The organism is Nitratireductor aquimarinus (genome assembly GCF_017255295.1).
In the GTDB taxonomy this organism is placed as follows: domain Bacteria; phylum Pseudomonadota; class Alphaproteobacteria; order Rhizobiales; family Rhizobiaceae; genus Nitratireductor; species Nitratireductor aquimarinus.
In genome coordinates this window covers 34,160-55,698 of record NZ_JAFKDE010000012.1, presented here as the reverse complement: position 1 = coordinate 55,698, position 21,539 = coordinate 34,160, and the positions used below count along the sequence as shown (strand labels likewise).

Sequence of the window (21,539 nt, the reverse complement as noted above, 5' to 3'; positions counted from 1 at the left end):
CATTAACCCTAATGGATGGATAAAACGGCCATGGGACCTGTGTTTGCGGGTCAAGATGACGCCAGAGGTTTGCAGTCCGTCATGAAGAATAAAGCCAAATTCTTGCCAGTGCTGGCAGCGCTCGTTGTCGCTTCAGGCTGTTCGGGCTATCGCCCGGCGCCGGCGGCGTTTCACGAAGCGCTCTATCAGCCCTATGTGCTTGATGCAGGCGACACGCTGCGCATCACCGTCTTCGACCAGGACAACCTCAGCAACACCTATAATGTCGACCAGTCCGGTTACATCGCGTTTCCGCTGGTGGGATCGGTGCCGGCGCGCGGCAAGACCTCCAAACAGGTCGAGCAGTCCATCGCCAGCATGCTCCGCCAGGGATATCTGCGCGATCCCGACGTGACCGTCGAGGTCGACCGCTACCGCCCGGTCTTCATCATGGGCGAAGTGGGCGCACCGGGTCAGTATTCCTATGTGCCGGGCATGACCGTACAGAAGGCCGTTGCGGCGGCCGGCGGTTTCAGCCCGCGCGCCAATCAGGGCAATGTGGACATCACCCGCGACATCAATGGCAAGGTTCTGACCGGTCGCGTGGTCACCACGGACCCGCTGCTTCCCGGTGACACCGTCTATGTCCGTGAACGCCTGTTCTGAGACATCTCCCCCGCAAACGCCCCTGCCGGCTGAGGCTGGTGGTGGGAAGCTGCGCATCGTTCACTGTTTTCGTTCGCCGGTCGGCGGCATCTTCCGCCATGTGCGCGACCTGTGCGACGCGCAGCGCGCGGCGGGGCATGATGTCGGCATCATCTGCGATTCCACCACTGGCGGCGACTATGAGGCAAGCCTGATCGCCGCGCTGGAGCCCAGCCTCTCTCTCGGTGTGCGCCGCACGCCCATGCAGCGCCATATCGGGATCGGCGATCTGACAGCTGCACGGCGCGCCTATCACGTGGTGCGCGAAATGCGGCCCGATGTTCTTCACGGCCATGGCGCAAAAGGCGGCGTCTATGCGCGTGTGTTCGGCACGATGATGCGCATGGCGGGACAGCGGCCCGCGCGCATCTACTCGCCCCATGGCGGTAGCCTGCACTATGCGGCGGAGACGGCGACGGGGCGCGTGTTCTTCGCCATCGAGCGCCTGATGGACCGCTTCACCGATCACATCCTGTTCGTTTCGGACTACGAAAAACGCACCTTCGAGCAGAAGGTGGGGAAGCCCCGCGCACCGTTCTCGCTTGTTTATAACGGACTGACGCCGGCCGAGTTTGAGCCTGTCCGGACAGTCGGGAATGCGGCGGACTTTCTCTATATCGGCATGATGCGCGACCTGAAGGGACCGGATCTCTTCATCGACGCACTGGCGCTTACCCGCGACCTGCTCGGACGCGACCTTACGGCCGTCATGGTCGGAGACGGGGCCGGTCTTGAAGGGTACAGGCGTCAGGCCGACGAGCTCGGCTTCGGGGAGCGCATTCGCTTTCTCCCGGCCATGCCCGCGCGCGAGGCCTTCGGACTGGCGCGGATCATGGTGGTGCCATCACGCGCCGAAGCCATGCCCTATATCGTTCTGGAAGCGCTGGCCGCCGGGCGCACGCTCATCGCCACCGCCGTGGGCGGCATTCCGGAGGTCTTCGGAGAGGCGTCCCCTGCCCTCACCGAGCCCGACGCCGGCGCCATTGCCGGGACCATGCAGCGCGCCCTTGATGACGAGCGCGCCTTTCACGCCCTCATGCCGCCGCCTGAAGAACTGCGCGCCCGTTTCGGCGCGGATGTGATGGCGAAGGCCATTGAAACGGTCTACCGGACGAGCCTGCCAATAACTCGTTAAGCACAACCGGAAAATATTCCCAGCCAGTACTTTCATGAAAGGGAATCTTACGCCCCGCAAAATATGCTGCGCGCATAAAAAGCAGGGGGCGTATTCCGTTCATGAACCAGGTAGACCCGAAGCGGATCTATGCATCGAAGGCGAGACAGACGGGAATCCTGAAGGCCGGTAGCGAGCAGACCAAGCTCAATCCGATCGCCTGGCAGGTCGCGCAGCAATACAAGCGCGAAACCATGTCTCCTGTCATGGTGCTCGGTGTCATGCGGCTGGTTGAGCTGTCCATGCTCCTCCTCACCGGCATCGCGCTCTACTTCGCCTATGTCGGTTTTTCCGCACCGCTTTTCTGGCACTACATGACCGTTGTCGGCGGCGGCTCGGTTCTGGCCATCGTCATCTACCAGTTCACCGGCTGCTACGACATGCGCGCGCTGCGCAATCCGTCGGGCTCCATGGGGCGCATCTTCGTTGCCTGGATGGCCACATTCGCCGCACTGGCGTTGACCGGCTTCTTCCTGAAAATTTCTGACAGTTTCTCGCGCTTCTGGCTCGGCGCATGGTTCGTGTGCGGCTTCGGTGCGCTGCTCATGCTGCGCATCACCGCCTCGCAGCTCCTGCGCCGCTGGGCGCGCAACGGCACCATCGAGCGCCGCGCCGTGATCGTCGGCGGCGGCGCCAATGCCGAAGACCTGATCCGCTCCATCGAGCAGCAGCCCTATAACGACATCCGCATCTGTGGCCTGTTCGACGACCGCGACGACCTGCGCTCGCCGCCCGTCGTCGCCGGTTATCCAAAACTCGGCACCATCACGGAACTGGTGGAGTTCACCCGCATCGCGCGCATCGACATGCTGATCGTCGCCCTGCCGATCTCGGCGGAGAAGCGCGTTCTCTCGCTTCTGTCGAAGCTCTGGGTCCTGCCGGTCGACATTCGCCTCTCGGCCCATGCCAACCATCTGCGTTTTCGTCCGCGCGCCTATTCCTATATCGGCTCGGTGCCGATGCTCGATATCTTCGACCGCCCGATCAATGACTGGGACTCGGTCGCCAAACGCGGTTTTGATATCGTCTTCAGCCTGATCGGCATTGTGCTTTTCTCACCGATCATGCTGGCCACCGCCATCGCCATCAAGCTCGACAGCAAGGGCCCGGTTCTGTTCAGACAGAAACGGCACGGCTTCAACAATGAAGCCATCGAGGTTCTGAAATTCCGCTCGATGTATGTGGAGCAGTGCGACCCGACGGCGAAGGCCGCCGTGACGAAAAACGACCCGCGCGTCACGCGCGTCGGTCGCTTCATCCGCAAGGCCTCCATCGACGAGTTGCCGCAGTTCTTCAACGCGCTTTTTGGTTCGCTTTCGCTGGTCGGACCGCGCCCGCATGCCGTGGCTGCACAGGCCCACAACCGCCTCTATGAAGAGGTGGTGGACGGCTACTTTGCCCGTCACAAGGTGAAACCGGGCGTGACCGGCTGGGCGCAGATCAATGGCTGGCGCGGCGAAATCGACACGGATGAAAAGATCCGCAAGCGCACCGAATACGACCTCTATTACATCGAAAACTGGTCGCTCTGGTTCGACCTCAAGATCCTGCTTTTGACGCCGATCCGGCTTCTCGACACGGAAAACGCATATTGAGCCTGCTCGCCTATGATAGCGCGCCGCCGGTTCTGCCCCGTGCGGCGGTCGACGCCAAACTGGTTTCGCTTCTGAAACTGGCAGCCATCGGCTTTGGCGTTTTTCTGTCCGGCTTCGTCATCCGCGAGCCTGCGCCTTATGAGCTCTACATGGTGGGGCTCATCGCCATCTGGGCGCTGGCGGGCCTGAAGATTTCACGCCGCATCGCACCGCTTCTGGCGCTTCTGATCGCCTTCAACATTGGCGGGCTCATCTCCATGTCGCAGCTGGCGAGCCTTGGAACGATCCCGCTCTATATCGCGGTCTCGCTCTTCCTCGCGCTGACATCGGTGTTCTTCGCAGCCGTCGTGGAGGACGATCCGGACCTGCTCGCCGTCGTGTTCCGCGCCTGGGTGGCGGCGGCCTCCGCCACGGCCCTGTTCGGCATTCTGGGCTATTTCCACGCCTTTCCGGGCGCGGAGATGTTCACCAAGTTCGAACGCGCTGCCGGTGTCTTCGAAGACCCGAACGTGTTTGGCCCGTTTCTGACCCTGCCAGCGGTCTATCTGCTCTATCTGGTGCTGACCGCACGCCCGGTTACGGCGTTTCTGTGCGTTCCGCTGTTTCTGATCGTCGCCGGCGGCATCTTCTTCTCCTTCTCGCGCGGCGCGTGGGGCCTGCTCATCATGACGTGCGGGTTACTGGTGCTGGCGGTTTTCCTCAATGCCGACACGGCCGCCGCGCGGCTGCGCATCGCGGTCACCGCGTTTCTGGCGCTTGTGGGCATCGCGCTGGTGCTGTTGCTCGCACTCCAGATACCGGCCGTTTCGGAGCTTTTCTTCCAGCGCGCGCAGCTTGTGCAGGATTATGACGGCGCGCGTCTTGGCCGGTTTGCGCGTTTCGGCATCGGCTTTGGCTGGGCGACCGAGCACCCGCTCGGCATCGGGCCGTTGCAGTTCGGGCAGATTCTCGGCGAAGACACGCACAATATCTGGCTGAAAGCGCTGCTCGATTACTCGTGGCTCGGCTTCGCAGCCTATCTGACGCTCATCCTGTGGACGCTGGCGGCGGGCTTTCGCATTCTCTTCCGCCGCCGCCCATGGCAGCCCTACCTGATCTGCGTCTACATCGTGTTCGTCGGCCATGTGGCGCTCGGCACGGTGATCGACACGGATCACTGGCGGCACTTCTATCTGCTTCTCGGGCTCCTGTGGGGCATGATCGCGCTGGAGCAGAGGCACATGGCGCAGCGCTTCGGCTTTGCCCGCTACGCCCCTTCCATGTCCTGCCCCTGACCCTCATCCAGATTGCGCGGCTCAAGGCGCGTTCCGGTCTCGATGGCCGATCCGGGATAGGCGACGACGCGCTCGCCGTCGCTGAGGCCTGAAAGGATCTGCGCCCATTCGCCCGTCATCCTGCCCACATCCACCTGCCGGAGCGCTGCACGGCCCTCCTCTTCGACGAACAGCGCCCATTCGCCGGCACTGCGGAAGAGTGCGCTCTGCGGCACCTGCAGCACGTCCTCTTCCTCCCATGTGACGAGGTTGACGAAGACGCGATACTGGTCGCCCAGCCCTTTGCGCTCCTCAAGCGGCGTCAGCACATCGAGCACCAGCGGAACACGCTGTTCCTCGATGCCGAGCGCGGAAACACGGGTGAAGGCGGAGGGCTCGACCTGCCGCACTTCCGCTTCAAGAACGCCCTCGCCACCCCAGCGGTCGATGAAGGCGCTTGTGCCGCGCACCACGCCAACGGCATCGCTGGAGAGGAGGTCGACCCTGATTTCCAGATCTGCCGGATCTCCCACCGTCACCAGGGGGCTGCCCGCCTGCACCAGACGCGCGTTCAGATCCGTCACATTGAGCACGACGCCCGAGCGCGGCGCTTTGAGCTCGGTGCAGCACTGGGCTGGCGGCGCATCGACAATCGGAACCTCCGGCCCTGAGAGCTGCGCCTCCATGCGCTGCTGCGTCGCGCGCTTCAGTTCCAGATCGGCCTGCGCCGCATCGCGAAGGGCCTTTGCAGAGGCCACGGCCTGCTGCGCGTCGAGAAGCGTGGTTGCGGGCAGCGTTCCACGCTCGGAGAGCTTCCTGTAACGCTCCACCTCTGCCTCCAGATGGGACAGTTCGGTTTCCGCACGTACGAGATTGGCCTCGGCCACATGGATGGCCGCCTGCGCCTCGGCGACGGCGGCCTCCGCCAGGCGGCGCGCACGCGCATCGAGAAACGCCGGTTCGGCGGGCTCGATCAGCGCGACGACGGTCTCACGGGCGACAACCTCGTCACCGACCTGAACCGGTGAGCGCATGACATTGCCGGTCACCGGCGCGGTCACCGTCCATGTTTCGCGTATTCGGGCGATGCCCTCGGCCGAAACGATGACCTGCATCGGCGCGCGACGGGCGGCGACGAGGTCCACCAGCACGGGCGCCGGCAGGAGCGCCCAGACCAGGGCGGCGATGAGGGCGATGCCGACAAGGGCGGCGGTCGCCATGCGGAGATGCCTTGTGTGGGTCATTCTTTCTGCTTCAACGCGCTAACGATATCGATACGATCAAGCCGCCGCCGCACCAGAAGCGCGGAGGTCAGGGCCGTGAAAATGACAATCAGGGCGGCAGCCGCAAAGGTGCGCTGCGTGACGACCAGCGGGATGCTCACCACCTCGGTCGAGAAGCCTTGCGCCATCAGGGCGCACAATGCGTAGCCACCCAGCCAGCCAGCGGGGATGGCGATGAGCGTCAGGAGCATCTGTTCCGCCACCAGAACATAGCCGACCTCGCCGCGCCTGAAACCCAGAACCCTGAGCGAGGCAAGCTCATGCGCCCGTTCGGCAAGCTGGATACGCGCCGCATTATAGACGACGCCGATGGTGATCAGCATGCCCAGGGCCGCGAAGATGATTGTCATCGTGACGAGGCTCTCATTGAGCGTGGTCTCGAATTCCTTCTGCACATTCGTCCACAGGGTGAACCCGGCAATGGCCGGCGTTTCCTGCACCCTGGCCTCCAGCTCGGTCAGGGCATTCCGGTCGATGGCCAGATGGATCATATTGACCTGCGGGGCCTGTCTGGCGAGCCGGAAGAAGGCGTCGCGGTCGATAAAGGCGTCCTGCCCGAGGCTTTGGCGGATCACCGCCGACACCGGGATGTCCCACGTCTCGCGCGGCGGGCTCAGCACTTCAACCCTGAGCGGATCGCCCGCGCCCACATCGAGCCAGTCGGCCAGTCCCTCCGCCAGCACGATGCCGGAGCTCGGCATGGCGACGGTTTCGCCTTTTTCGTCCAGAAGCACGGCCAGCCGCGCCTCAGGCGGCCGCCCCTGAAGACTGACCAGCCGGGAGCGGGTTCCGTTGATGAGACGGACAGGCACGGCGAAAATGCCTTCGGCGGAGAGCACGCCCGGCAGCGCCAGCGCATCCTGCTCGGCGCGGGCGTTCACCGCGCTTGTCAGGGTCAGCGTGGCGTCCTGCCGGTTCGCATGTTCGAAGATCTCCAACATGATGATGTCGATGGCGTCAAAGGTGAAAAAGGAGGCGACCAGAACGGCAACGGAACCACTGACGCCGAACAGCGTGACCGCCGCCCTGCCCGGCCAGCGCACGATGGAGCGCAGGATCATCATCGTGGTCTGGCGAAGCCGAAGCGCCAGGCTGACGCCATCGAGCCAGCCGCGCTGGAACACCGGTGGCGCGGGCGGCTGCATCGCCACGGTGGGCGCAAGCCGCACCGTGGACAGGACCGCCCTGAGCGCGCCCAGAACGACACAGCCAATGCCCAGAACGCCGGAGATCACGAGCGAGCCTGCACCGGGCCGATAGATGAGCCAGGGAAACCGGAAGAAGTCGGCATAGATCTTCGTCAGCTCATGTCCCAGCCACCAGCCGGACAGCCAGCCGATGGCGACGCCGGCAATGCCGATGCCGATGGTCATTTTCAGATAATGCACCGCGATGGCGCGGGTCGAGTATCCGACCGCCTTGAAGAGACCAATCTGAGCCCGGTCGAGCGCGACAAGGCGGCCAAGCACCATGTTGACCAGAAAGGCCGAGACAATCAGGAAGATCGGCGGCAGCACCGTGGCCATGGCCCCGAGCTGTTTCAGTTCTCCGTCGATGAAGACATTGGACGCCTGTCGGTCGCGTCCGAACGCGCCGGTGCCGCCATAGGGAGCGAGAATGCGGTCAATGGCGGCGATGACCGGTCTTTCATCGGCCCCGCGCGACAGGGTAAGCGACAGATCGTTGAATGCGCCTTCGAGATCGGTGGCGGCGGCAGCCGCGCTTTCCCCCATCCAGATCAAACCAAAGTGCCGGTCGTCGGGCATCATCGCCCCTGCCCCGATCGTGTAGATGTATTCCGGTGACAGGACGAGGCCGGTTACGACAAGCTCCTTGAGACGCCCGTTGAGCACGGCGCGAAAGTGATCGCCTGGCTCCAGCCCGTTGGCCTGTGCGAAAGGCTCGGAAATGGCCACTTCGCTGGCGTGTCCCGGTTCGGGCAACCGGCCCTGCCGCACTTCGGGAACATTGAGGATGGCGCGGCCCGTCTGTGGCAGGGAAATGACACGCGCGGAGGCCGGCTCCGTCATGCCCTCCAGATTGACCATGGCGGTAAACACCACGCGCCCCTCCACGCGGGCCACGCCATCGATCCGGGCAATATCGTCAAGCAGGCTGCGCGGGGCGCGGGTAAGGCTGGCAAACACATCGGCGAAGCGGTTGCGTTCGTAGTAGGCTTCGCGTGTTTCCGACAGCGAACGCTGCGTTCCGCTCGACAGGATCAGCACCATGACGCCGCAGGCAAGCACGAGCGCGATGGCGAGCGACTGGATCCAGATGTGCCGCAGATCGCGAACGAGTTTCAGGTCGAGCGCGCGCATCACCAGCTCACCTCGGCCGGCGCGAGGCGGTCGGCGTTTTCCTCCGCCCGAGCGATCTCTCCATCCGCCATGTAGATCACCCGGTCGGCGATCCGGCGAATGGCGACATTGTGGGTGATCAGGGCCGTTGTCGTGCCGAGCGTGCGGTTGACCTCGACAATCGCCTCAAGAACCGTGACGCCGGTCTTGCTGTCGAGCGCGCCGGTCGGTTCGTCGCACAGAAGAATGTCCGGACGCTTGGCGATGGCCCTGGCGATTGCGACGCGCTGCTGCTCGCCACCGGAAAGCTCGGCTGGAAAATGATCCATCCGCGAGGCAAGCCCCACCCGGTCGAGCGCTTCCTCGGGCGTCATCGCGTCTTCCGCAATTTCGGTGACGAGCGCGACATTCTCGCGGGCCGTGAGGCTTGGCACCAGATTATAGAACTGGAAGACGAAACCGACATGCCGGCGGCGAAATTCCGTCAGCCCGGCATCGGACAGGGCCGACAATTCGCGGCCGCGATAGAACAACCGCCCGTCAGTGGGCAGGTCCAGACCGCCAAGAATATTGAGAAGGGTCGACTTGCCGGATCCCGAAGCGCCCAGAAGAGCAACGATTTCCCGCTCGTAAAGGGCAAGATCAACGCCCTTGAGCGCGTCAACAGCCACCGTGCCGCTGCGATACACCTTGGTGATACCGACGGCTTTGAGTACTTCCACCCGAGATGACTGCGTTTCGCTCATCATGCCCACCCGACCTTACGGGAGGGTGCGTCGGTTGGGACAGATCGTCAACTGCCTGAGTTGAGGCAGGACGGGCGCGCTGAAGCGAACGCGCCCAAAAATCCTCTAGGCCTGAATGACCACGACTTTTGCGCCGGGCGTCACGCGCTCGTAAAGATCGATCACGTCATGATTGGTCATGCGGATGCAGCCGCTGGAGACCGCGCCGCCAATGGTGGACGGCTGGTTGGTGCCATGGATGCGGAACATCGTGTCGCGGCCGCCACGATAGAGATAGATCGCGCGCGCGCCCAGGGGATTGTTCGGTCCGCCTGGAACGCCGCCGGCATATTTCCGGTAGCGCGGCGTGTTGCGCATCATGTTGGCGGTCGGCGTCCAGCTCGGCCACTCCGCCTTGCGGCCAACGGTGGCGTTGCCACGAAGGGCAAGCCCCTGCTTGCCCACGCCAACGCCGTAGCGCATCGCGCGGCCATTGCCGAGGACGTAATAGAGGCGGCGCTCCGGTGTGTTCACAACGATTGTGCCAGCCGGGTAATCACCATCGAAAGCCACTTCCCTGCGGCGCAGCTCGGGATCGAATTTGGACAAGGGAAGTGCAGCAACGGGAAACTGCTCATCGCGAATGGACGCGTAGTTCAAGGCGTCGGATCGGATCGTTGTGGTGGAGCAGCCCGCGACAAAAAGCGGAAGCCCCATAAGAAAACTGCGGCGGGAGATCGACATCGACACCTCGAAACTGAATCACGGCAACGAGCAACTAGTAAACAGTTATGGTTAATGAATTACTGCCACAGTCATTCGGCCCTTGTGAGAAACGCCTTGCATGCGGAATTGGTCGCGAAAGCGTGTACGCGTGAGCCCGATGGGGGATTCGCCTCAGGAATGGCTCTGGTCATTTTTTTGGAAAGAGAAGAAACGCGCGATGCGTCCTGGCAGACTGGCTGGTAGCGAAGCCAAAAATGCGAAGGAAAAAATGGTCGGAGCGGCGGGATTCGAACCCACGACCCCTTGACCCCCAGACTTGGCGGCGAAGCGATTTCCCTCGTGACTTCAACACCTTACTGGAGCGCAGTTTACATCAGCCACCACCTAGCCCCCATCAAAACCAAGGGGTTCCGCCGTCAAGTGTAAACTGAAACGCGCCATCTAGTAGTGCTTTGCAGGCATACAGGCGACGTGGAGGGCTGAGCCAAATTACGCTCTCGCCCCATTGAAGAGGGAGCCCCGACTTGCTCACATGCGGTGTGTTTTGGAGCTCTGAATGATCGCTTTCGCAGCCACCCTCATTTCCTGCCTGTCCCTGTCTGCCGTCGATGGAGACACCATCAAGTGCAACGGGCAGAACATGCGCATCATGGGACCGGGCGCGCCGTTCAAGTCCGGGATCGACACTCCAGAGATCCGCAACGCGAAATGCCCGCAGGAGAAGCTACTGGGCAAGCAGGCCAAACTACGGCTTGCCGAGCTTCTGCGGGAGGACGTGAAGATCGAGGACAGCGGCGAGCGTGATCGCTGGAAGCGTCCGCTCGTTTGGGTGCGGATGCCAAACGGGAAGACTGCGGGGGAAATCCTCATGGCGGATGGCTATGCCGTTCGCTGGAAGCCAGGGTACAGGTCAGCATGGTGCGAGTAGAAAACGCGCTCGCTGAGCTTCGAGACGGCGTGTCTGGCCGCCCCATTAGCGGGAAACTACGCCACAGATAAGCTTCGACTGAAGGACCGAGGAGAAAGACAAGTGAGTGACCTTCGAGGCAACCCCGATGCTACCGCAATCGAAACAACCTTGCGGACTTTGCTGGCGGCGTTTCAGGAGCGCGATGCAAGCATCTTACGTGAGGTTTATGTCGAGGACGCAGATTGGACCAACGCTTTTGGCACCGCTCTTTCCGGGCGTGATCGCATAATCGACTATCTTACCGGCTTGTTTGCTGATCCAAATTTTTCGGCCGGGAAGATGCTGGGCCAACCGGATATCAATATCCGTTCCATCGGCAGTGATGTGGTCGTCGCCAAGACGCAGGTCAAAGTTGAGGGACAACAAACCGTGGACGGAGAAGCTCTTCCGACCCGCCACAATCATTCGCTCAAAGTCCTGCATCGTCAAGCGAGCGGTCGTTGGCTCATTGTTTCCGAGATCTACATGGATGCGCGCACTGAGGCCACTTACTTGGACTAAGGGGAGTTAAGCGACATCTTCGAGCAAATAGAAAAAGCCCCGCCGGCCGAGAACGTCGGCGGGGCTCTTTTTTTGCACCTAAACGCCGCCTCCCTGCCCTTCATCCGCGTGAATGAGGCGACTCGGCAGGCACTCTGTCCCAAAACCGCTTCCGATCCCCCTTCCCCCTGTCTCGCTTCGGATCGAATGGAGTGCCGTCAAACGCGGATGCGAAGCGCTCCGCATCCTCCTTCTCGGCAAAGCAGAAGATGCTGAAGTAGCCGCCTCTCGGCTCGGCCCACTGCGCATAGACGCTTTGCGTCCGGCGATGGAGCGACAGACCTTTGCAGAAGCCGTGAACGACATCGTAGTTGGCTCCCATTACCCGATCCTCCGGGAGCGCCACCTGGTGCGGATACGCGCGGTCAATCTGAGCCCCGGTGGGCTCTCCTTTGCGACGTGACATCGTCTGCTCCTTCTCAATTTCACCCGTCACGTCGCCGCATGCGTAACATGAACAAATGTGGAACAAACGCTAGACTCGTCAAGGGCGATTGGATTACGATCTGCGCTTCTGATGGAGAAAAGAATGACCAGCGAAACCGCCCTCAAGACGGATGGCGGCGGGCGCCAGCATTGCCGACGCCCACCGCACCAGCAGCACGCATCAAGAAATGCAGATGGCGAACCTGATCCCTATGAGCCAGCGGCCGAGGCGATCATAGAGGCCTGCGGCGGCGATCCTCGCGAGGCAGTCATCGCGCTCTTGGGCGAGCGGGATTACCTCGCCGGGCGCGTGGAAGCGCTGGAGCGATCTGTCAGTTGGGGATTTGTGCGCGCTGGGACGGCGCGCTGATGAAGGAAACAATGGTGCGGCACATGTTTTGCGGAGCCGCCAGATGCGCCAGTTCAAGCCACTCCACCTGTCAGAGGTCGTTTTCTTCACACGAGATGGCCAGATCCGGCTGAAGGACATTCAGCCCTACTATGTGCTTGGCGCGATCTGCCGGCACTGCAAATCGATATCAGAGCTGGACCGCCGCGCGCTTGAGCGGCGCTACGGACGGGACGCAACAGCCATCGATCTGGAGAAGCGTCTGCGCTGCCGAAGTTGCCAAAACGCCCGTGGCAATACCATCATGGTCATAAATCAATGGCCGAGGTGATCCCGACCAATGTGCAATCTCTACAACATGACGACGACACGCCAGGCAATCCGCGACTTCATCAAGACGACACGGGAATATGCCTTCAACGAGCCGTCACTGCAGGTCTATCCGAACCGCTATGCGCCGATCATTCGCGTGGGAGAGGATGGAGAGCGGGAAATGGTGCGCGCCCGCTGGGGCATGCCGACGCCGCCCATGTTCATCAAGGGAAAGCACGACAGCGGCGTCACGAACATCCGCAACACCTCATCCGCCCACTGGCGCAAATGGCTCTCACCGGAAAGCCGCTGCCTTGTGCCGGTCACGAGCTTTGCCGAGCCCGCCCCCGCCAGCCGGAAGGAAGGCGACAGGCGCACACCGAACGCATGGTTCGCGCTGAATGAGGATCGGCCACTCTTCGTCTTCGCCGGCCTATGGACGCAATGGCACGGCAAGCGCATGGCGCGCGAGGAGCCAGAAGACCATGAGGTCTATGGCTTCCTGACCACCGAGCCCAACAGCGTTGTCGAGCCCGTTCACAAGAAGGCGATGCCGGTCATACTGACCACCGAGGACGAAATGGCTGCATGGCTCACCGAGCCATGGGAAGAAGCGAAGAAACTGCAACGCCCCCTGCCCGACGACAAGCTGATGATCGTGGATGCGCCGGACCTGCCCGAGTGATTACACCGAGACCGCACCGTTAAGCCGGTGAGTTTCGAGCATTACCACCGCCCCAGCTACTTCTTCCCCTAAGTAATGTTGCACAAAGAGCACAACCTATCCGTTTTCACAATTTGGCAACACGACCATATGGACTCTCTGCAGGACAACTGTATTAAGCCAACAGACTACATCTCAGAGAGTGGGGGAAACATGAAAACGAGTCTCATCGCATTAGTTGCCGCAGGCTGCGGACTGGCGCTTGCCACGCAGTCTGCCACGGCAGCTGATCTCACGGAAAACGCAACGTCCGGCTACAACTGGTCCGGCGTCTATGTTGGCTTTGGCGGCGGCGCAGGCGCGCTCGTCGGCGAAGTGGACATCAACCCGCTTGCCGCCTCGGCAAACGGCATCGGCGGCGAAGGTGTGTTCGGCGAACTCACCATCGGCTACGACTACATGATGTCGCCGCGTTTCCTCATCGGTGCGTTTGCTGACGCTCGGATCGGCAATATCGGAGCGAAGCTGTCGATGGGTCCGGGCTCCATTGACGCCAAGGCCGACTACGGGTTCGACGTGGGCGTGCGCGCCGGCTATTTGCTTACGCCGTCGACGCTGGCATATGTTCTCGGCGGCTACAGCTGGCAGCATTTCGACGTTTCCTCAAACCCGGCCGGCCTCGATTACAGCTGGGACAGCAGCGGCTTCGTGGTTGGTGCCGGCATTGAAACGGCAATCGCGAGCAACTGGACCCTCAAGTCGGAATACCGGTATTCGCACTTCGGCTCGGAAGACTTCGGTTCTGCGGGCGTGATCGAGGTTACGCCGTCGATGCACACATTCCATGCAGGGCTGAACTATCGCTTTGGGATGAACTCCGGCGGTGCGGGCTTCGATGCGCCTTCGTACAGCTGGAATGGCCTGACAATTGGTGCGGCAGTGGGTGCCGGTGGCCTGGTTCATGATCTCAAAGTGCCTGGCCTCGGCCTCGGCTTCAACGGGATCGGCGCTGAAGGCATCTTCGCGGAAGCCTCGATCGGCTACGACATGGAGTTCAGCGGTAACTGGGTCGCTGGCGTGATGGCCAACGCGCGCTATTCCACGATCTCCAGCGAGCTTTCCGCGCCTGGCGGCAACGCCTCCGTTGACGCAGACTACGGCTTCGACGTGCTCGCCCGCCTCGGCTACAAGGTTGGCGCTGGTACACTCATCTACGGTCTCGCCGGCTATAGCCACCAGCATTTCGAGGTCAATGTCAGCGGCCTTGGCAATCTGTATGATTGGAACGCAAACGGCTTCTCAGTTGGCGGCGGCATTGAAACGGCCGTTACGGACCGCACAACGCTCAACCTCGAGTATCGCTACTCTGACTTTGGATCCGAGGATTTTGGTTCGGCCGGGCTGTTCAAAGTCGATCCGTCCTCGCACACCGTGCGTGCAGGCCTCAAGTTCAAGCTGATGTAGGTCTGCGGCTACGTCCGAATATCACCGACGAGAGAGCCCGGACTTGATGTTCGGGCTCTTTCTCTTTTGCGGGCATAGAATGCAGAAAGCCCCCGCCAGCCGAAGCCAGCGGGGCAGTTGGGGAGGATGCGGAAAGATCAGGGCGCGAAACCACCTTTGATCAGGAACGCCACCACACCAGTGATGATGCCCCCAATGATCAGCCAGTTGATGTGCGACAGGGTTTTCTTGATGTCTCCGACCGAGGTCTCAAGACCGGAAAATCGGGTATCGATCCGAGCTTCCATCGCGTTCCACTTTTCATCGTGCCGCGCGCTCTCGATCTCCCGCTGAGCTTTCCACGCTTCAAGCTCAGACAATCGCCGTTCCTTGTCCGCTGTTGAATGCTCGAGCGTGACAACGCGAGCTCTGATGTCGTGATCCATGTCTGGTGCCTTTTCGGTCACGCCCCGCTCCTGTTCCAATGCGTTGCCTGTGGGGTGGGTTCACTTCCCGCAGCGGTATTTCTGATACCGGCCACGATGCTGCGCGATGGCGACGGCGGTCACGCGGTCATTCGCCACCAGGTAAGAGTTTGTGGCCGGCGCCGGATTCATCGGCACCAGCACGTCGCAGGGCTCAGTGATTGCCGCCGTCTGGCAGCTCGCAGCCGCCAAGAAGGGCACACAGGCCAGTGTCGTCAGCGCCAAGCGCTTCCTCATCGATCTTCCTTCCATCTTTCAGGATTGTGATGCGGTCGGATTGAAGGCGCTGCAGGACCGACGCAGCGCCCCGCTGGTGGCCGTAGAGGTAAATCCCGCCGGCGATGACGGAGACAGCCACAACCGCAGCCAGAGCCTTCCCCAGCGGCGAGAGCAGGAAGCTGAGGACAACGCCGAACATCAGGCGAGCCCCTCACGAATATCGCGCACGGCCGCCACGATCTGCCTGCGCAAAAGCACGATCAGCAGCATCACGAGAATGGCCGCGCCTGTGATCACCAAAAGGGTTTGCCAATCGACGCCCCAAAGCAGCCCGCCACCCACGCTGCCCGCACCGAAGAAGCCGGTGACATTCTGCCACCATCCAGTTTTCCGCTCGACCTGTTCCGCAGCTTGTTCCTTGGCGTTTTCGCGCGCGGCCTCGATCTTCGGCTTCGATGCCAGTTCGGCAATAGCGCGGCCAACTGCATCCAGCGTGCGAGGCCCAGCCCAGCCATCAACCTTCAGGCCCTTCTGCCGCTGGAACATGCGGACGACGCGATCAGTCTCGTCACCGAACCGACCGTCTGCCCGGATCACATATCCAAGGCGGGCGAGGTTCTCCTGAAGCTCCTTCACGAACGGGCCACGTGAGCCGATCCGCAGCACACTTTCTGACGGCGCGAGCTCGGCGATCTCCGCAGTGTCGAAACGCCAATCGCGTTCGTCGTCATAGAGCGCCTTGCTCGCCTTCACGGAAATATGGATATGGCGGCTATGTGGGTTCGAACCGCCATAGGCCCGCCACTTCCACGCCGGCTGCTTCTGCCCGGCCCCGGAAACGATCCGGCCATTGCAGATGATGTATTTGATGCGACGATCCTTCGAGGCCACCAGCGCGTCGGCCAGCTTCTGAATATCGACGCCAGCGGCGGGATCATGCGTGATGTCGAGCGCCGTCACCACACCGGTGGCGCCATCCTTCACCCAAGGATTGTGATCGGAGGATCGGGATGCATGAGCCGCATCACCAATCGTGCCATCGCTGGCCTTGGAACGAAGCGGCGCAGCCGCGTTGATTTGCTCACGCAGCCGTCCGAGGCTGCGCGCGAGACGCCATGTCATGTCGTTTCCTTTCTGGTGATGAGCCCATGCGAAAGCGCCGCGCCGGCGGGCACGGTTCAGTCCAGCGGACTTCCCTTTCAGATTTTCAGTGGTAGTCTGTTGCTGCCCTTCCCGGGGCCTGGCTTCCTATTGGCTATAACCTCGGACCGTCATACGTCCGCCTTGGGGAGCCAGTTCGCCCCTGCTGGTTCTGCGGCATTCCCACCCGTCCTCACACCAGCAGGGGCTTTTCTTACTGTCGATTTTCGATATGGTCGCGCCTGCTGGCGGGCGCTCTGAACATCCCCGTTTCGAGCATATGAGCCTTCCCCCAAAGCAGGATCACCCGCCAGCACCTTCACTTTCGCAGAGCTCTGATGTTACGGTCAGCACGCCCTTCCCCGGGGCACGGCTCTCTGTTGACTGTCACCTATGGCAGGTTTTCGTCCGCCAACAGGAAGCCAATTGCCTCTGCCGGTGAATGATCCTCACCCGTTCTTAGCCGGCAGGGGCTTTCCTTTATTAGTATCCGGCCTATTTACCCATATGCTGGCGGGATACCCGGTTCTTCATCACGCCGGACAGTCACGAACCACCCTCGCAAGCACCCGCCAGCGCCGTTTCAGAACAGCACAGTTCTTTGAGGCGACCAGCGAGACCTCCCCAGATTGCGACAGAGCGCTCCCAGCGTTAAAATAGCCTGCCGACGGGCCTTAATCCGGATGGACATACGGATTGTCGAGAACGCCACTCCGCCCGACGGTACCTAGATTACGCGATCACACCAATGGCGCGATCAGATCATTTCGATACCGTGAACTGCCGGCGAGCGAGGTTCTGCGCCTTGGCCCCCTAGCTTAGGACGTGAATTAGAACGCCCTCGCTCGTCGGCACTCAAAGCCATGATTTGCCTTTAGCGAACTCCCGTAAGCCGACGCCGATGAACCGACTTGATAGAGCACTGCTGTACTGCTTCATGCTAGGCGTGATCGGCGCGGCGGTCATGCTGCCTTTGGCGTTTGTCTTGATGCGTGGGAGCTGACGAGTATTTGAACCGCAAAGCGGAATAGGTCCATTTCTCCGGTGCGCTATAACACCATTCTTCGGCGCATTGCGATGACCTACCCTTTTTACGCGGTTACGCGCTGCCTCCCAGCCGTGGAACCGCATCCTGCTTACCACTCACTGCCGGATTGGCCCTAAGCCACCGGCAGCTTTTTTTTTGAGAACTGCCTCGTTCGCCCTCGGCTAAACAGACAGCATCAGAACCAACGCTGCGAGCATCCGGCGAGCATGGATGTTGCTTGAGATGGTGCGTTATCGCACCATGTGGAACAGGGGGCTTATTTGAGAGTTTGCCTCCGGGGCGAAGACGGAGGAATGCCTTGTTCAAGAACTACGCGAAGAAGATTATCCGCAAGGTGGCGAAGGTCGCCCGCGAGCCGAAACGCTCCGATCTTCCGAGCCGCGCCATAGTCCCCGTGCATGAACTGGCCGATCCGGCATTCCCCATCGATATCGTTTACACATGGGTTGACGGCAGCGATCCAGACCATATTGACGCGATGAACCGGTTTCTGCCGCCAGATGCGAAGAGGGAGCCGGAGCGGTTCCACAACCACGACGAACTGATGTTCAGCCTTCGCTCCATCGAGAAGTACGCCCCGTGGGTCAATCACATCTATGTCGTGACAAATGGTCAGCGCCCGCATTGGCTTGTCGAGGGGCCTAAGCTGACCGTCATTTCGCACGATCAGATCCTTGATCCGGAATATCTGCCGACCTTCAACAGCCACGTGATCGGGAGCGCCCTTCACCGCATACCTGGCTTGTCGGAACATTACATCTATTTCAACGACGACATCATGCTCTCCCGTCCGATGGAAGAGCGTGATTTCTTCACGGCTGGCGGGTTGCTCTATGGCTTCCTGTCAAGCGCCTCGTTGCCGAATAGATCATTGCGCCAGAGCGATGCCATGAGCGTGTGGGCCCAGAAGAACGCTCAGGCCCTTATCTACAAGGAATGGGGCGTCTGGTTTGATCGCCGCTTCAAGCACTCCTATCATCCGCAACGGCGGTCTGTCGGAGAAGATGTTGAGCGGCGCTTTGCGGACCAGATCCACGCCACCCGCCTGAACAAATTCAGAACCCGCGACGACCTTGTGATAGGCTCAACGCTCAACACCGTCACGGCCTATATGACCGGCAAGGGGTTGTTCAGGGGTAACCGGACCTTCTACGTTCCGGTTCGTGACCAGATCGCGCCGTCAGTATACGAAGAAATCCTGGCCTCGCGTGGCACGGGTAAGGCCAGCGACGCCATTTGCCTTAATGACGCTCATAAGGGCAGCGCCATAGATGGCTATGAGGATGAGCTTTTGCGTTTCCTCGAACTCTACTTTCCCGGCCAATCCTCTTTTGAAATCCAGTCACAGACCGACGCGCAGAAAATGCCGGAACAAACTTCCTAGTTGCATTCCTGACCCGTCCAGACGCATAATTGACGCTAGGTAATCTGGGAGGACCCTATGGCGTATTTCGTTTGGTATTTGCTCGGCGCGGTCAGTGGCGCGGCCTTCGTCTTCGCCTTATCGCGCCAAGGCAAGAAAACAAACGAATGCGTAGAGGATGAAGACGAGTTTTTCGAATATATCGAAAGAGACTTCTAGGAGGTGGGGCTGCTGCTCGCCCCCTCCTGCAACTCCCTAACCTTTGCCTCAAGCTCCTGAATGGCTTTGACGAGAATGGGGATGTATTCAGCGTATCCAAGAGACCAAACGTCATTCCCACCGTTCTTGGCATGGTGCTGAAGCCCTGCGAAGTCGATGCCCATATCTTCGCAGATGGCATTGACTTCCTGCGCAATGAAACCGTTGTGCTTTCGATTTCTCTTTTTCGATCCATCTTTCGGAAGGCGGACGATCTCGAACAGCGGCTGGCCGTCTTTATCCTCACCCGACGAGATGAATTCTACGTAGTCTTCGCGGTAGTCCCACCGGTATTGCACGGCTCGGTGGCGCAACAGGAAATCAAGCCCAAGCGGGCTGTCTTCAATATCAGCCTTGTCGCGCTCGTCAGAGCGATCCTGAACCGCGCCATAAGCGTATGTTGTGATGGCCGAGCCACCAAGCTGGCACTGGTTATTCCCGGATACGCGCGACGTGTTCCCGATGCCGATAGCGTTGGTGAGGCTGGTGGCGGGCGAACTATCCTGCATGACGGACAGAGCAAGTTGGCCGAATGCATTGTTGCCGTTACCGCTTGTCAGATTATTGAGCGCGGATGCTCCAACCGATGTATTGTTGTCGCCAGTCACCCTGACAAGCGACTGCTGGCCAATGCCTACGTTGTTTGTGGCATCACCCTTTACCAGCTGCATGGCCTGGCGACCAATGGCGACGTTGCCGCTTGGTGTGTCCGTAATCGCTCGATCCGCAGCGCCCTGAAGCGCCTGCGAACCCACCGCCACATTCTTTTCTGCATGGACAAATCGAGACATGGCATTGATGCCGACAGCAACATCATTCGTGCTCTCAAGCGTTTCACTCAACGCCCCCTTGCCGACTGCCGTAGTTTGGAAAGCCTTAAGCGTCATCTGCATGACGCGATCACCCACAGCGGTAACGCCGTTCGCATCAAGTGCGCTCGTGGCGGCATCATAGCCGACCGCCACACTATCAACCGGTACGATTGCATAGCCGAGCGCATTCCGACCGATGCCAATGCAATGCGTTGCCTTGGACAGATAATCTCCAACCATCATCTCAAAATTCGGCGAAGCAATGGAGCCAGCCCAGGTGCGCCACGTAGGCCAATTGATGTCGAAGAATGACGTGTCTGCCCCAGTCGTGAAATACTGGTGACGCTCAGAAACGTCCGTATTGCCGACATTCTTGCCAGAGTTGTCTCCGATGAATGTCAGGCGATCACCGTACCCGCAGTATTGAAGGGAGTTCGTCCCAAGAGCCGTGGTGGAATAGAGCTTAACGCCCTCGCGAAGCGTGGACTCACCAATGCCCGTCGCCCGGATGGCAGCAGTGACCAACTCACCAGAAGACGTTCCAAGGAAAATGTTGGCATAGCTGGTGCTGTCATTCTCCAAAGAAGGGGCTGCATCCTGTCCGTCAACGTAGCTGGAATACCTGACTGTACGGCCATCCACCTCTGTCTGCTCATAGCTTGAGATGACCTGCGGCACTTTCCCAAGTTTATAGGTTTCGGTGCCAATTTTAATCGCGCCGCCACCATTGGTGAAAACGGGGTATGGGGGAACAACCGTTGTGAAATAGACCCCGCTGGGGAACTCAACAGCAACGCCCAGATCGGCGGCGGTAATCGCTGCCGCATTGTCCGTCACCCCATCTCCGTTGCCGCCATGTTCCTTGATATTGACAGCAATTGAGGGCGACAAGTCAGCGTCAAGCTTCTCCCTCGTAACGACCCCATCGGCAACGGTTGCATAAGGAAACGTCTGCCACGCGCTGCCATCCCAATAGCGCCAGACATCAGCCGTGGTGTTGAAATAGATCGTGCCCTTCTGCTTGGTCAGGCCTTCAGCGGTCAGAAAGGCGTCTGCAGAAGCATTGTCCGGGAACGCGCCAACGGATTTCTCACGCATCTCGGCCAGCGCGGCCTCTGCCGCAACCTGCGCGGCCTCGGCAGCAGCCTGAATGCCGGCGCTCGCCTGATCCGACAAGAGGCGGAAATCTCCGCCCTGCACAACGCCCAGCATCACCGAGCCCGCAGGAAGACCGCCGGCAGCCACGTCATTGCCCGAGACGGTCTTCACCGTCAGCGCCGCCCCGCCATTGAACGCCACGGTGACCGGCGAAGCCGTGTTCGCGGCCGTGATGGGCAGAAGGATGAGCTGCGTTTCGTTCACGGCCACAGGCGTGGTGGCGGCAATGGCGTTTGCTGTCCCTGCCCCCGCATTCGTGGCCTTGACGAAGCCCTGCCCCGGAACGTTGCCGATCTTCACCCACGAGCCCGAGCCGGACGCGCCCTGCTTCATATAGAGGCCATCGTCGGCAATGCTCTCGCCGATGAGGATGGCGCCGGTATTGGCTGCATGGTCGAGGTCAGCATTCAGCGCGGACAGGCTGCTATAGACCAGCAGATCACCGCCCTCGAGCGCCACCTGAATGATACGCTCAACCTCTGTCGACCAGACCTGAGCATCGTGGTTGTTGACCTGGCGCGAGTTACCGGCTGCATCCGTAGGCGCAAAGATCAGCGCGCCGAGCTTGGAAAAGATCGACATGGAGTATCTCCGATTTTGGATAGGCTTCGC

The 21,539-nt window shown here is 60.8% G+C and carries 20 protein-coding genes; 12 read left to right on the top strand and 8 right to left on the bottom strand.

Features of this window, described 5'->3' with window-relative positions; all coding sequences use genetic code 11:
* Positions 1 to 81: 81 nt before the first annotated feature.
* The 4 genes from JYP46_RS19475 (at position 82) to JYP46_RS19460 (ending at position 4,727) form a co-directional block, all read left to right on the top strand.
* Positions 82 to 645, top strand: coding sequence for a polysaccharide biosynthesis/export family protein (locus JYP46_RS19475; protein WP_206546692.1), 564 nt, complete (start codon positions 82 to 84; stop codon positions 643 to 645).
* Positions 623 to 1,819: a glycosyltransferase family 4 protein gene (locus JYP46_RS19470; RefSeq protein ID WP_206549066.1), complete on the top strand. Its 1,197-nt coding sequence runs from the start codon at positions 623 to 625 to the stop codon at positions 1,817 to 1,819. The genes JYP46_RS19475 and JYP46_RS19470 overlap by 23 nt, the downstream gene beginning before the upstream one ends.
* A 101-nt stretch (positions 1,820 to 1,920) precedes the next feature.
* A complete protein-coding gene (locus JYP46_RS19465) occupies positions 1,921 to 3,453 on the top strand; it encodes an undecaprenyl-phosphate glucose phosphotransferase (RefSeq protein ID WP_206549065.1) in 1,533 nt (510 codons plus the stop codon).
* Entirely contained in the window at positions 3,450 to 4,727 is a 1,278-nt protein-coding gene (locus JYP46_RS19460) for an O-antigen ligase family protein (protein ID WP_206549064.1), read from the top strand. The genes JYP46_RS19465 and JYP46_RS19460 overlap by 4 nt, the downstream gene beginning before the upstream one ends.
* On the opposite strand, the gene JYP46_RS19455 is transcribed toward JYP46_RS19460, so the two are convergent.
* The 4 genes from JYP46_RS19455 to JYP46_RS19440 all read right to left on the bottom strand — a co-directional run bounded on the left by JYP46_RS19455 (position 4,700) and on the right by JYP46_RS19440 (position 9,758).
* The gene (locus tag JYP46_RS19455; RefSeq protein ID WP_206549063.1) at positions 4,700 to 5,950 is read right to left on the bottom strand and encodes an efflux RND transporter periplasmic adaptor subunit; all 1,251 of its coding nucleotides are present in this window, start codon (positions 5,948 to 5,950) and stop codon (positions 4,700 to 4,702) included. The two genes, JYP46_RS19460 and JYP46_RS19455, sit on opposite strands and share 28 nt — an antisense overlap.
* Positions 5,947 to 8,310, bottom strand: coding sequence for an ABC transporter permease (locus tag JYP46_RS19450; protein WP_206549062.1), 2,364 nt, complete (start codon positions 8,308 to 8,310; stop codon positions 5,947 to 5,949). Before JYP46_RS19450 ends, JYP46_RS19455 begins: the two co-directional genes overlap by 4 nt.
* Positions 8,310 to 9,035 carry an ABC transporter ATP-binding protein gene (locus tag JYP46_RS19445; protein ID WP_113156254.1) on the bottom strand — a complete coding sequence of 242 codons (726 nt, stop codon included), beginning with the start codon at positions 9,033 to 9,035 and terminating at the stop codon, positions 8,310 to 8,312. The genes JYP46_RS19450 and JYP46_RS19445 overlap by 1 nt, the downstream gene beginning before the upstream one ends.
* A 105-nt stretch (positions 9,036 to 9,140) precedes the next feature.
* The gene (locus tag JYP46_RS19440) at positions 9,141 to 9,758 is read right to left on the bottom strand and encodes a L,D-transpeptidase (protein ID WP_113154917.1); all 618 of its coding nucleotides are present in this window, start codon (positions 9,756 to 9,758) and stop codon (positions 9,141 to 9,143) included.
* A 538-nt stretch (positions 9,759 to 10,296) separates the two neighbouring features.
* Between JYP46_RS19440 and JYP46_RS19435 the strand changes: the two genes are divergently transcribed.
* The 6 genes from JYP46_RS19435 to JYP46_RS19410 all read left to right on the top strand — a co-directional run bounded on the left by JYP46_RS19435 (position 10,297) and on the right by JYP46_RS19410 (position 14,465).
* Positions 10,297 to 10,668 (top strand): thermonuclease family protein, encoded by a 372-nt coding sequence (locus tag JYP46_RS19435; protein WP_206549061.1) that lies wholly within the window; start codon positions 10,297 to 10,299, stop codon positions 10,666 to 10,668.
* 102 nt (positions 10,669 to 10,770) lie between these two features.
* Positions 10,771 to 11,211 carry a YybH family protein gene (locus JYP46_RS19430; RefSeq protein WP_206549060.1) on the top strand — a complete coding sequence of 147 codons (441 nt, stop codon included), beginning with the start codon at positions 10,771 to 10,773 and terminating at the stop codon, positions 11,209 to 11,211.
* Between the two features lie 568 nt (positions 11,212 to 11,779).
* The gene (locus JYP46_RS19425; RefSeq protein ID WP_206549101.1) at positions 11,780 to 12,046 is read left to right on the top strand and encodes a hypothetical protein; all 267 of its coding nucleotides are present in this window, start codon (positions 11,780 to 11,782) and stop codon (positions 12,044 to 12,046) included.
* 43 nt (positions 12,047 to 12,089) lie between these two features.
* Positions 12,090 to 12,356 (top strand): hypothetical protein, encoded by a 267-nt coding sequence (locus JYP46_RS19420; RefSeq protein WP_206549059.1) that lies wholly within the window; start codon positions 12,090 to 12,092, stop codon positions 12,354 to 12,356.
* Between the two features lie 9 nt (positions 12,357 to 12,365).
* The gene (locus tag JYP46_RS19415; RefSeq protein WP_206549058.1) at positions 12,366 to 13,022 is read left to right on the top strand and encodes an SOS response-associated peptidase; all 657 of its coding nucleotides are present in this window, start codon (positions 12,366 to 12,368) and stop codon (positions 13,020 to 13,022) included.
* A 192-nt stretch (positions 13,023 to 13,214) separates the two neighbouring features.
* On the top strand, positions 13,215 to 14,465 hold the full coding sequence (locus JYP46_RS19410) for an outer membrane protein (protein WP_206549057.1): 1,251 nt from the start codon (positions 13,215 to 13,217) through the stop codon (positions 14,463 to 14,465).
* A 137-nt stretch (positions 14,466 to 14,602) separates the two neighbouring features.
* Here JYP46_RS19410 and JYP46_RS19405 read toward each other — a convergent pair whose 3' ends face one another.
* The 3 genes from JYP46_RS19405 to JYP46_RS19395 form a co-directional block, all read right to left on the bottom strand.
* Positions 14,603 to 14,911, bottom strand: a complete 309-nt coding sequence (locus JYP46_RS19405; protein WP_206549056.1) for a hypothetical protein — start codon at positions 14,909 to 14,911, stop codon at positions 14,603 to 14,605.
* Between the two features lie 172 nt (positions 14,912 to 15,083).
* Positions 15,084 to 15,347: a hypothetical protein gene (locus JYP46_RS19400; RefSeq protein WP_206549055.1), complete on the bottom strand. Its 264-nt coding sequence runs from the start codon at positions 15,345 to 15,347 to the stop codon at positions 15,084 to 15,086.
* Positions 15,347 to 16,270, bottom strand: coding sequence for a peptidoglycan-binding domain-containing protein (locus JYP46_RS19395; protein WP_206549054.1), 924 nt, complete (start codon positions 16,268 to 16,270; stop codon positions 15,347 to 15,349). The genes JYP46_RS19400 and JYP46_RS19395 overlap by 1 nt, the downstream gene beginning before the upstream one ends.
* Positions 16,271 to 17,634: 1,364 nt before the next feature.
* On the opposite strand from JYP46_RS19395, the gene JYP46_RS19390 reads away from it, so the two are divergent.
* Entirely contained in the window at positions 17,635 to 18,720 is a 1,086-nt protein-coding gene (locus tag JYP46_RS19390; protein WP_206549053.1) for a stealth family protein, read from the top strand.
* Positions 18,721 to 18,777: 57 nt separating this feature from the next.
* Positions 18,778 to 18,918, top strand: coding sequence for a hypothetical protein (locus JYP46_RS19385; protein WP_206549052.1), 141 nt, complete (start codon positions 18,778 to 18,780; stop codon positions 18,916 to 18,918).
* Here JYP46_RS19385 and JYP46_RS19380 read toward each other — a convergent pair.
* The gene (locus JYP46_RS19380) at positions 18,915 to 21,509 is read right to left on the bottom strand and encodes a tail fiber domain-containing protein (protein WP_206549051.1); all 2,595 of its coding nucleotides are present in this window, start codon (positions 21,507 to 21,509) and stop codon (positions 18,915 to 18,917) included. The two genes, JYP46_RS19385 and JYP46_RS19380, sit on opposite strands and share 4 nt — an antisense overlap.
* Between the last annotated feature and the right edge of the window lie 30 nt (positions 21,510 to 21,539).

Coding starts and splice junctions, on each gene's coding strand:
- JYP46_RS19435 (WP_206549061.1), top strand. CDS start 10,297: ATGATCGCTTTCGCAGCCACCCTCATTTCCTGCCTGTCCCTGTCTGCC.
- JYP46_RS19465 (WP_206549065.1), top strand. CDS start 1,921: ATGAACCAGGTAGACCCGAAGCGGATCTATGCATCGAAGGCGAGACAG.
- JYP46_RS19400 (WP_206549055.1), bottom strand. CDS start 15,347: ATGTTCGGCGTTGTCCTCAGCTTCCTGCTCTCGCCGCTGGGGAAGGCT.
- JYP46_RS19440 (WP_113154917.1), bottom strand. CDS start 9,758: ATGTCGATCTCCCGCCGCAGTTTTCTTATGGGGCTTCCGCTTTTTGTC.
- JYP46_RS19415 (WP_206549058.1), top strand. CDS start 12,366: ATGTGCAATCTCTACAACATGACGACGACACGCCAGGCAATCCGCGAC.
- JYP46_RS19450 (WP_206549062.1), bottom strand. CDS start 8,310: ATGCGCGCGCTCGACCTGAAACTCGTTCGCGATCTGCGGCACATCTGG.
- JYP46_RS19410 (WP_206549057.1), top strand. CDS start 13,215: ATGAAAACGAGTCTCATCGCATTAGTTGCCGCAGGCTGCGGACTGGCG.
- JYP46_RS19380 (WP_206549051.1), bottom strand. CDS start 21,509: ATGTCGATCTTTTCCAAGCTCGGCGCGCTGATCTTTGCGCCTACGGAT.
- JYP46_RS19445 (WP_113156254.1), bottom strand. CDS start 9,035: ATGAGCGAAACGCAGTCATCTCGGGTGGAAGTACTCAAAGCCGTCGGT.
- JYP46_RS19475 (WP_206546692.1), top strand. CDS start 82: ATGAAGAATAAAGCCAAATTCTTGCCAGTGCTGGCAGCGCTCGTTGTC.
- JYP46_RS19455 (WP_206549063.1), bottom strand. CDS start 5,950: ATGACCCACACAAGGCATCTCCGCATGGCGACCGCCGCCCTTGTCGGC.
- JYP46_RS19385 (WP_206549052.1), top strand. CDS start 18,778: ATGGCGTATTTCGTTTGGTATTTGCTCGGCGCGGTCAGTGGCGCGGCC.
- JYP46_RS19420 (WP_206549059.1), top strand. CDS start 12,090: ATGCGCCAGTTCAAGCCACTCCACCTGTCAGAGGTCGTTTTCTTCACA.
- JYP46_RS19395 (WP_206549054.1), bottom strand. CDS start 16,270: ATGACATGGCGTCTCGCGCGCAGCCTCGGACGGCTGCGTGAGCAAATC.
- JYP46_RS19425 (WP_206549101.1), top strand. CDS start 11,780: ATGACCAGCGAAACCGCCCTCAAGACGGATGGCGGCGGGCGCCAGCAT.
- JYP46_RS19470 (WP_206549066.1), top strand. CDS start 623: ATGTCCGTGAACGCCTGTTCTGAGACATCTCCCCCGCAAACGCCCCTG.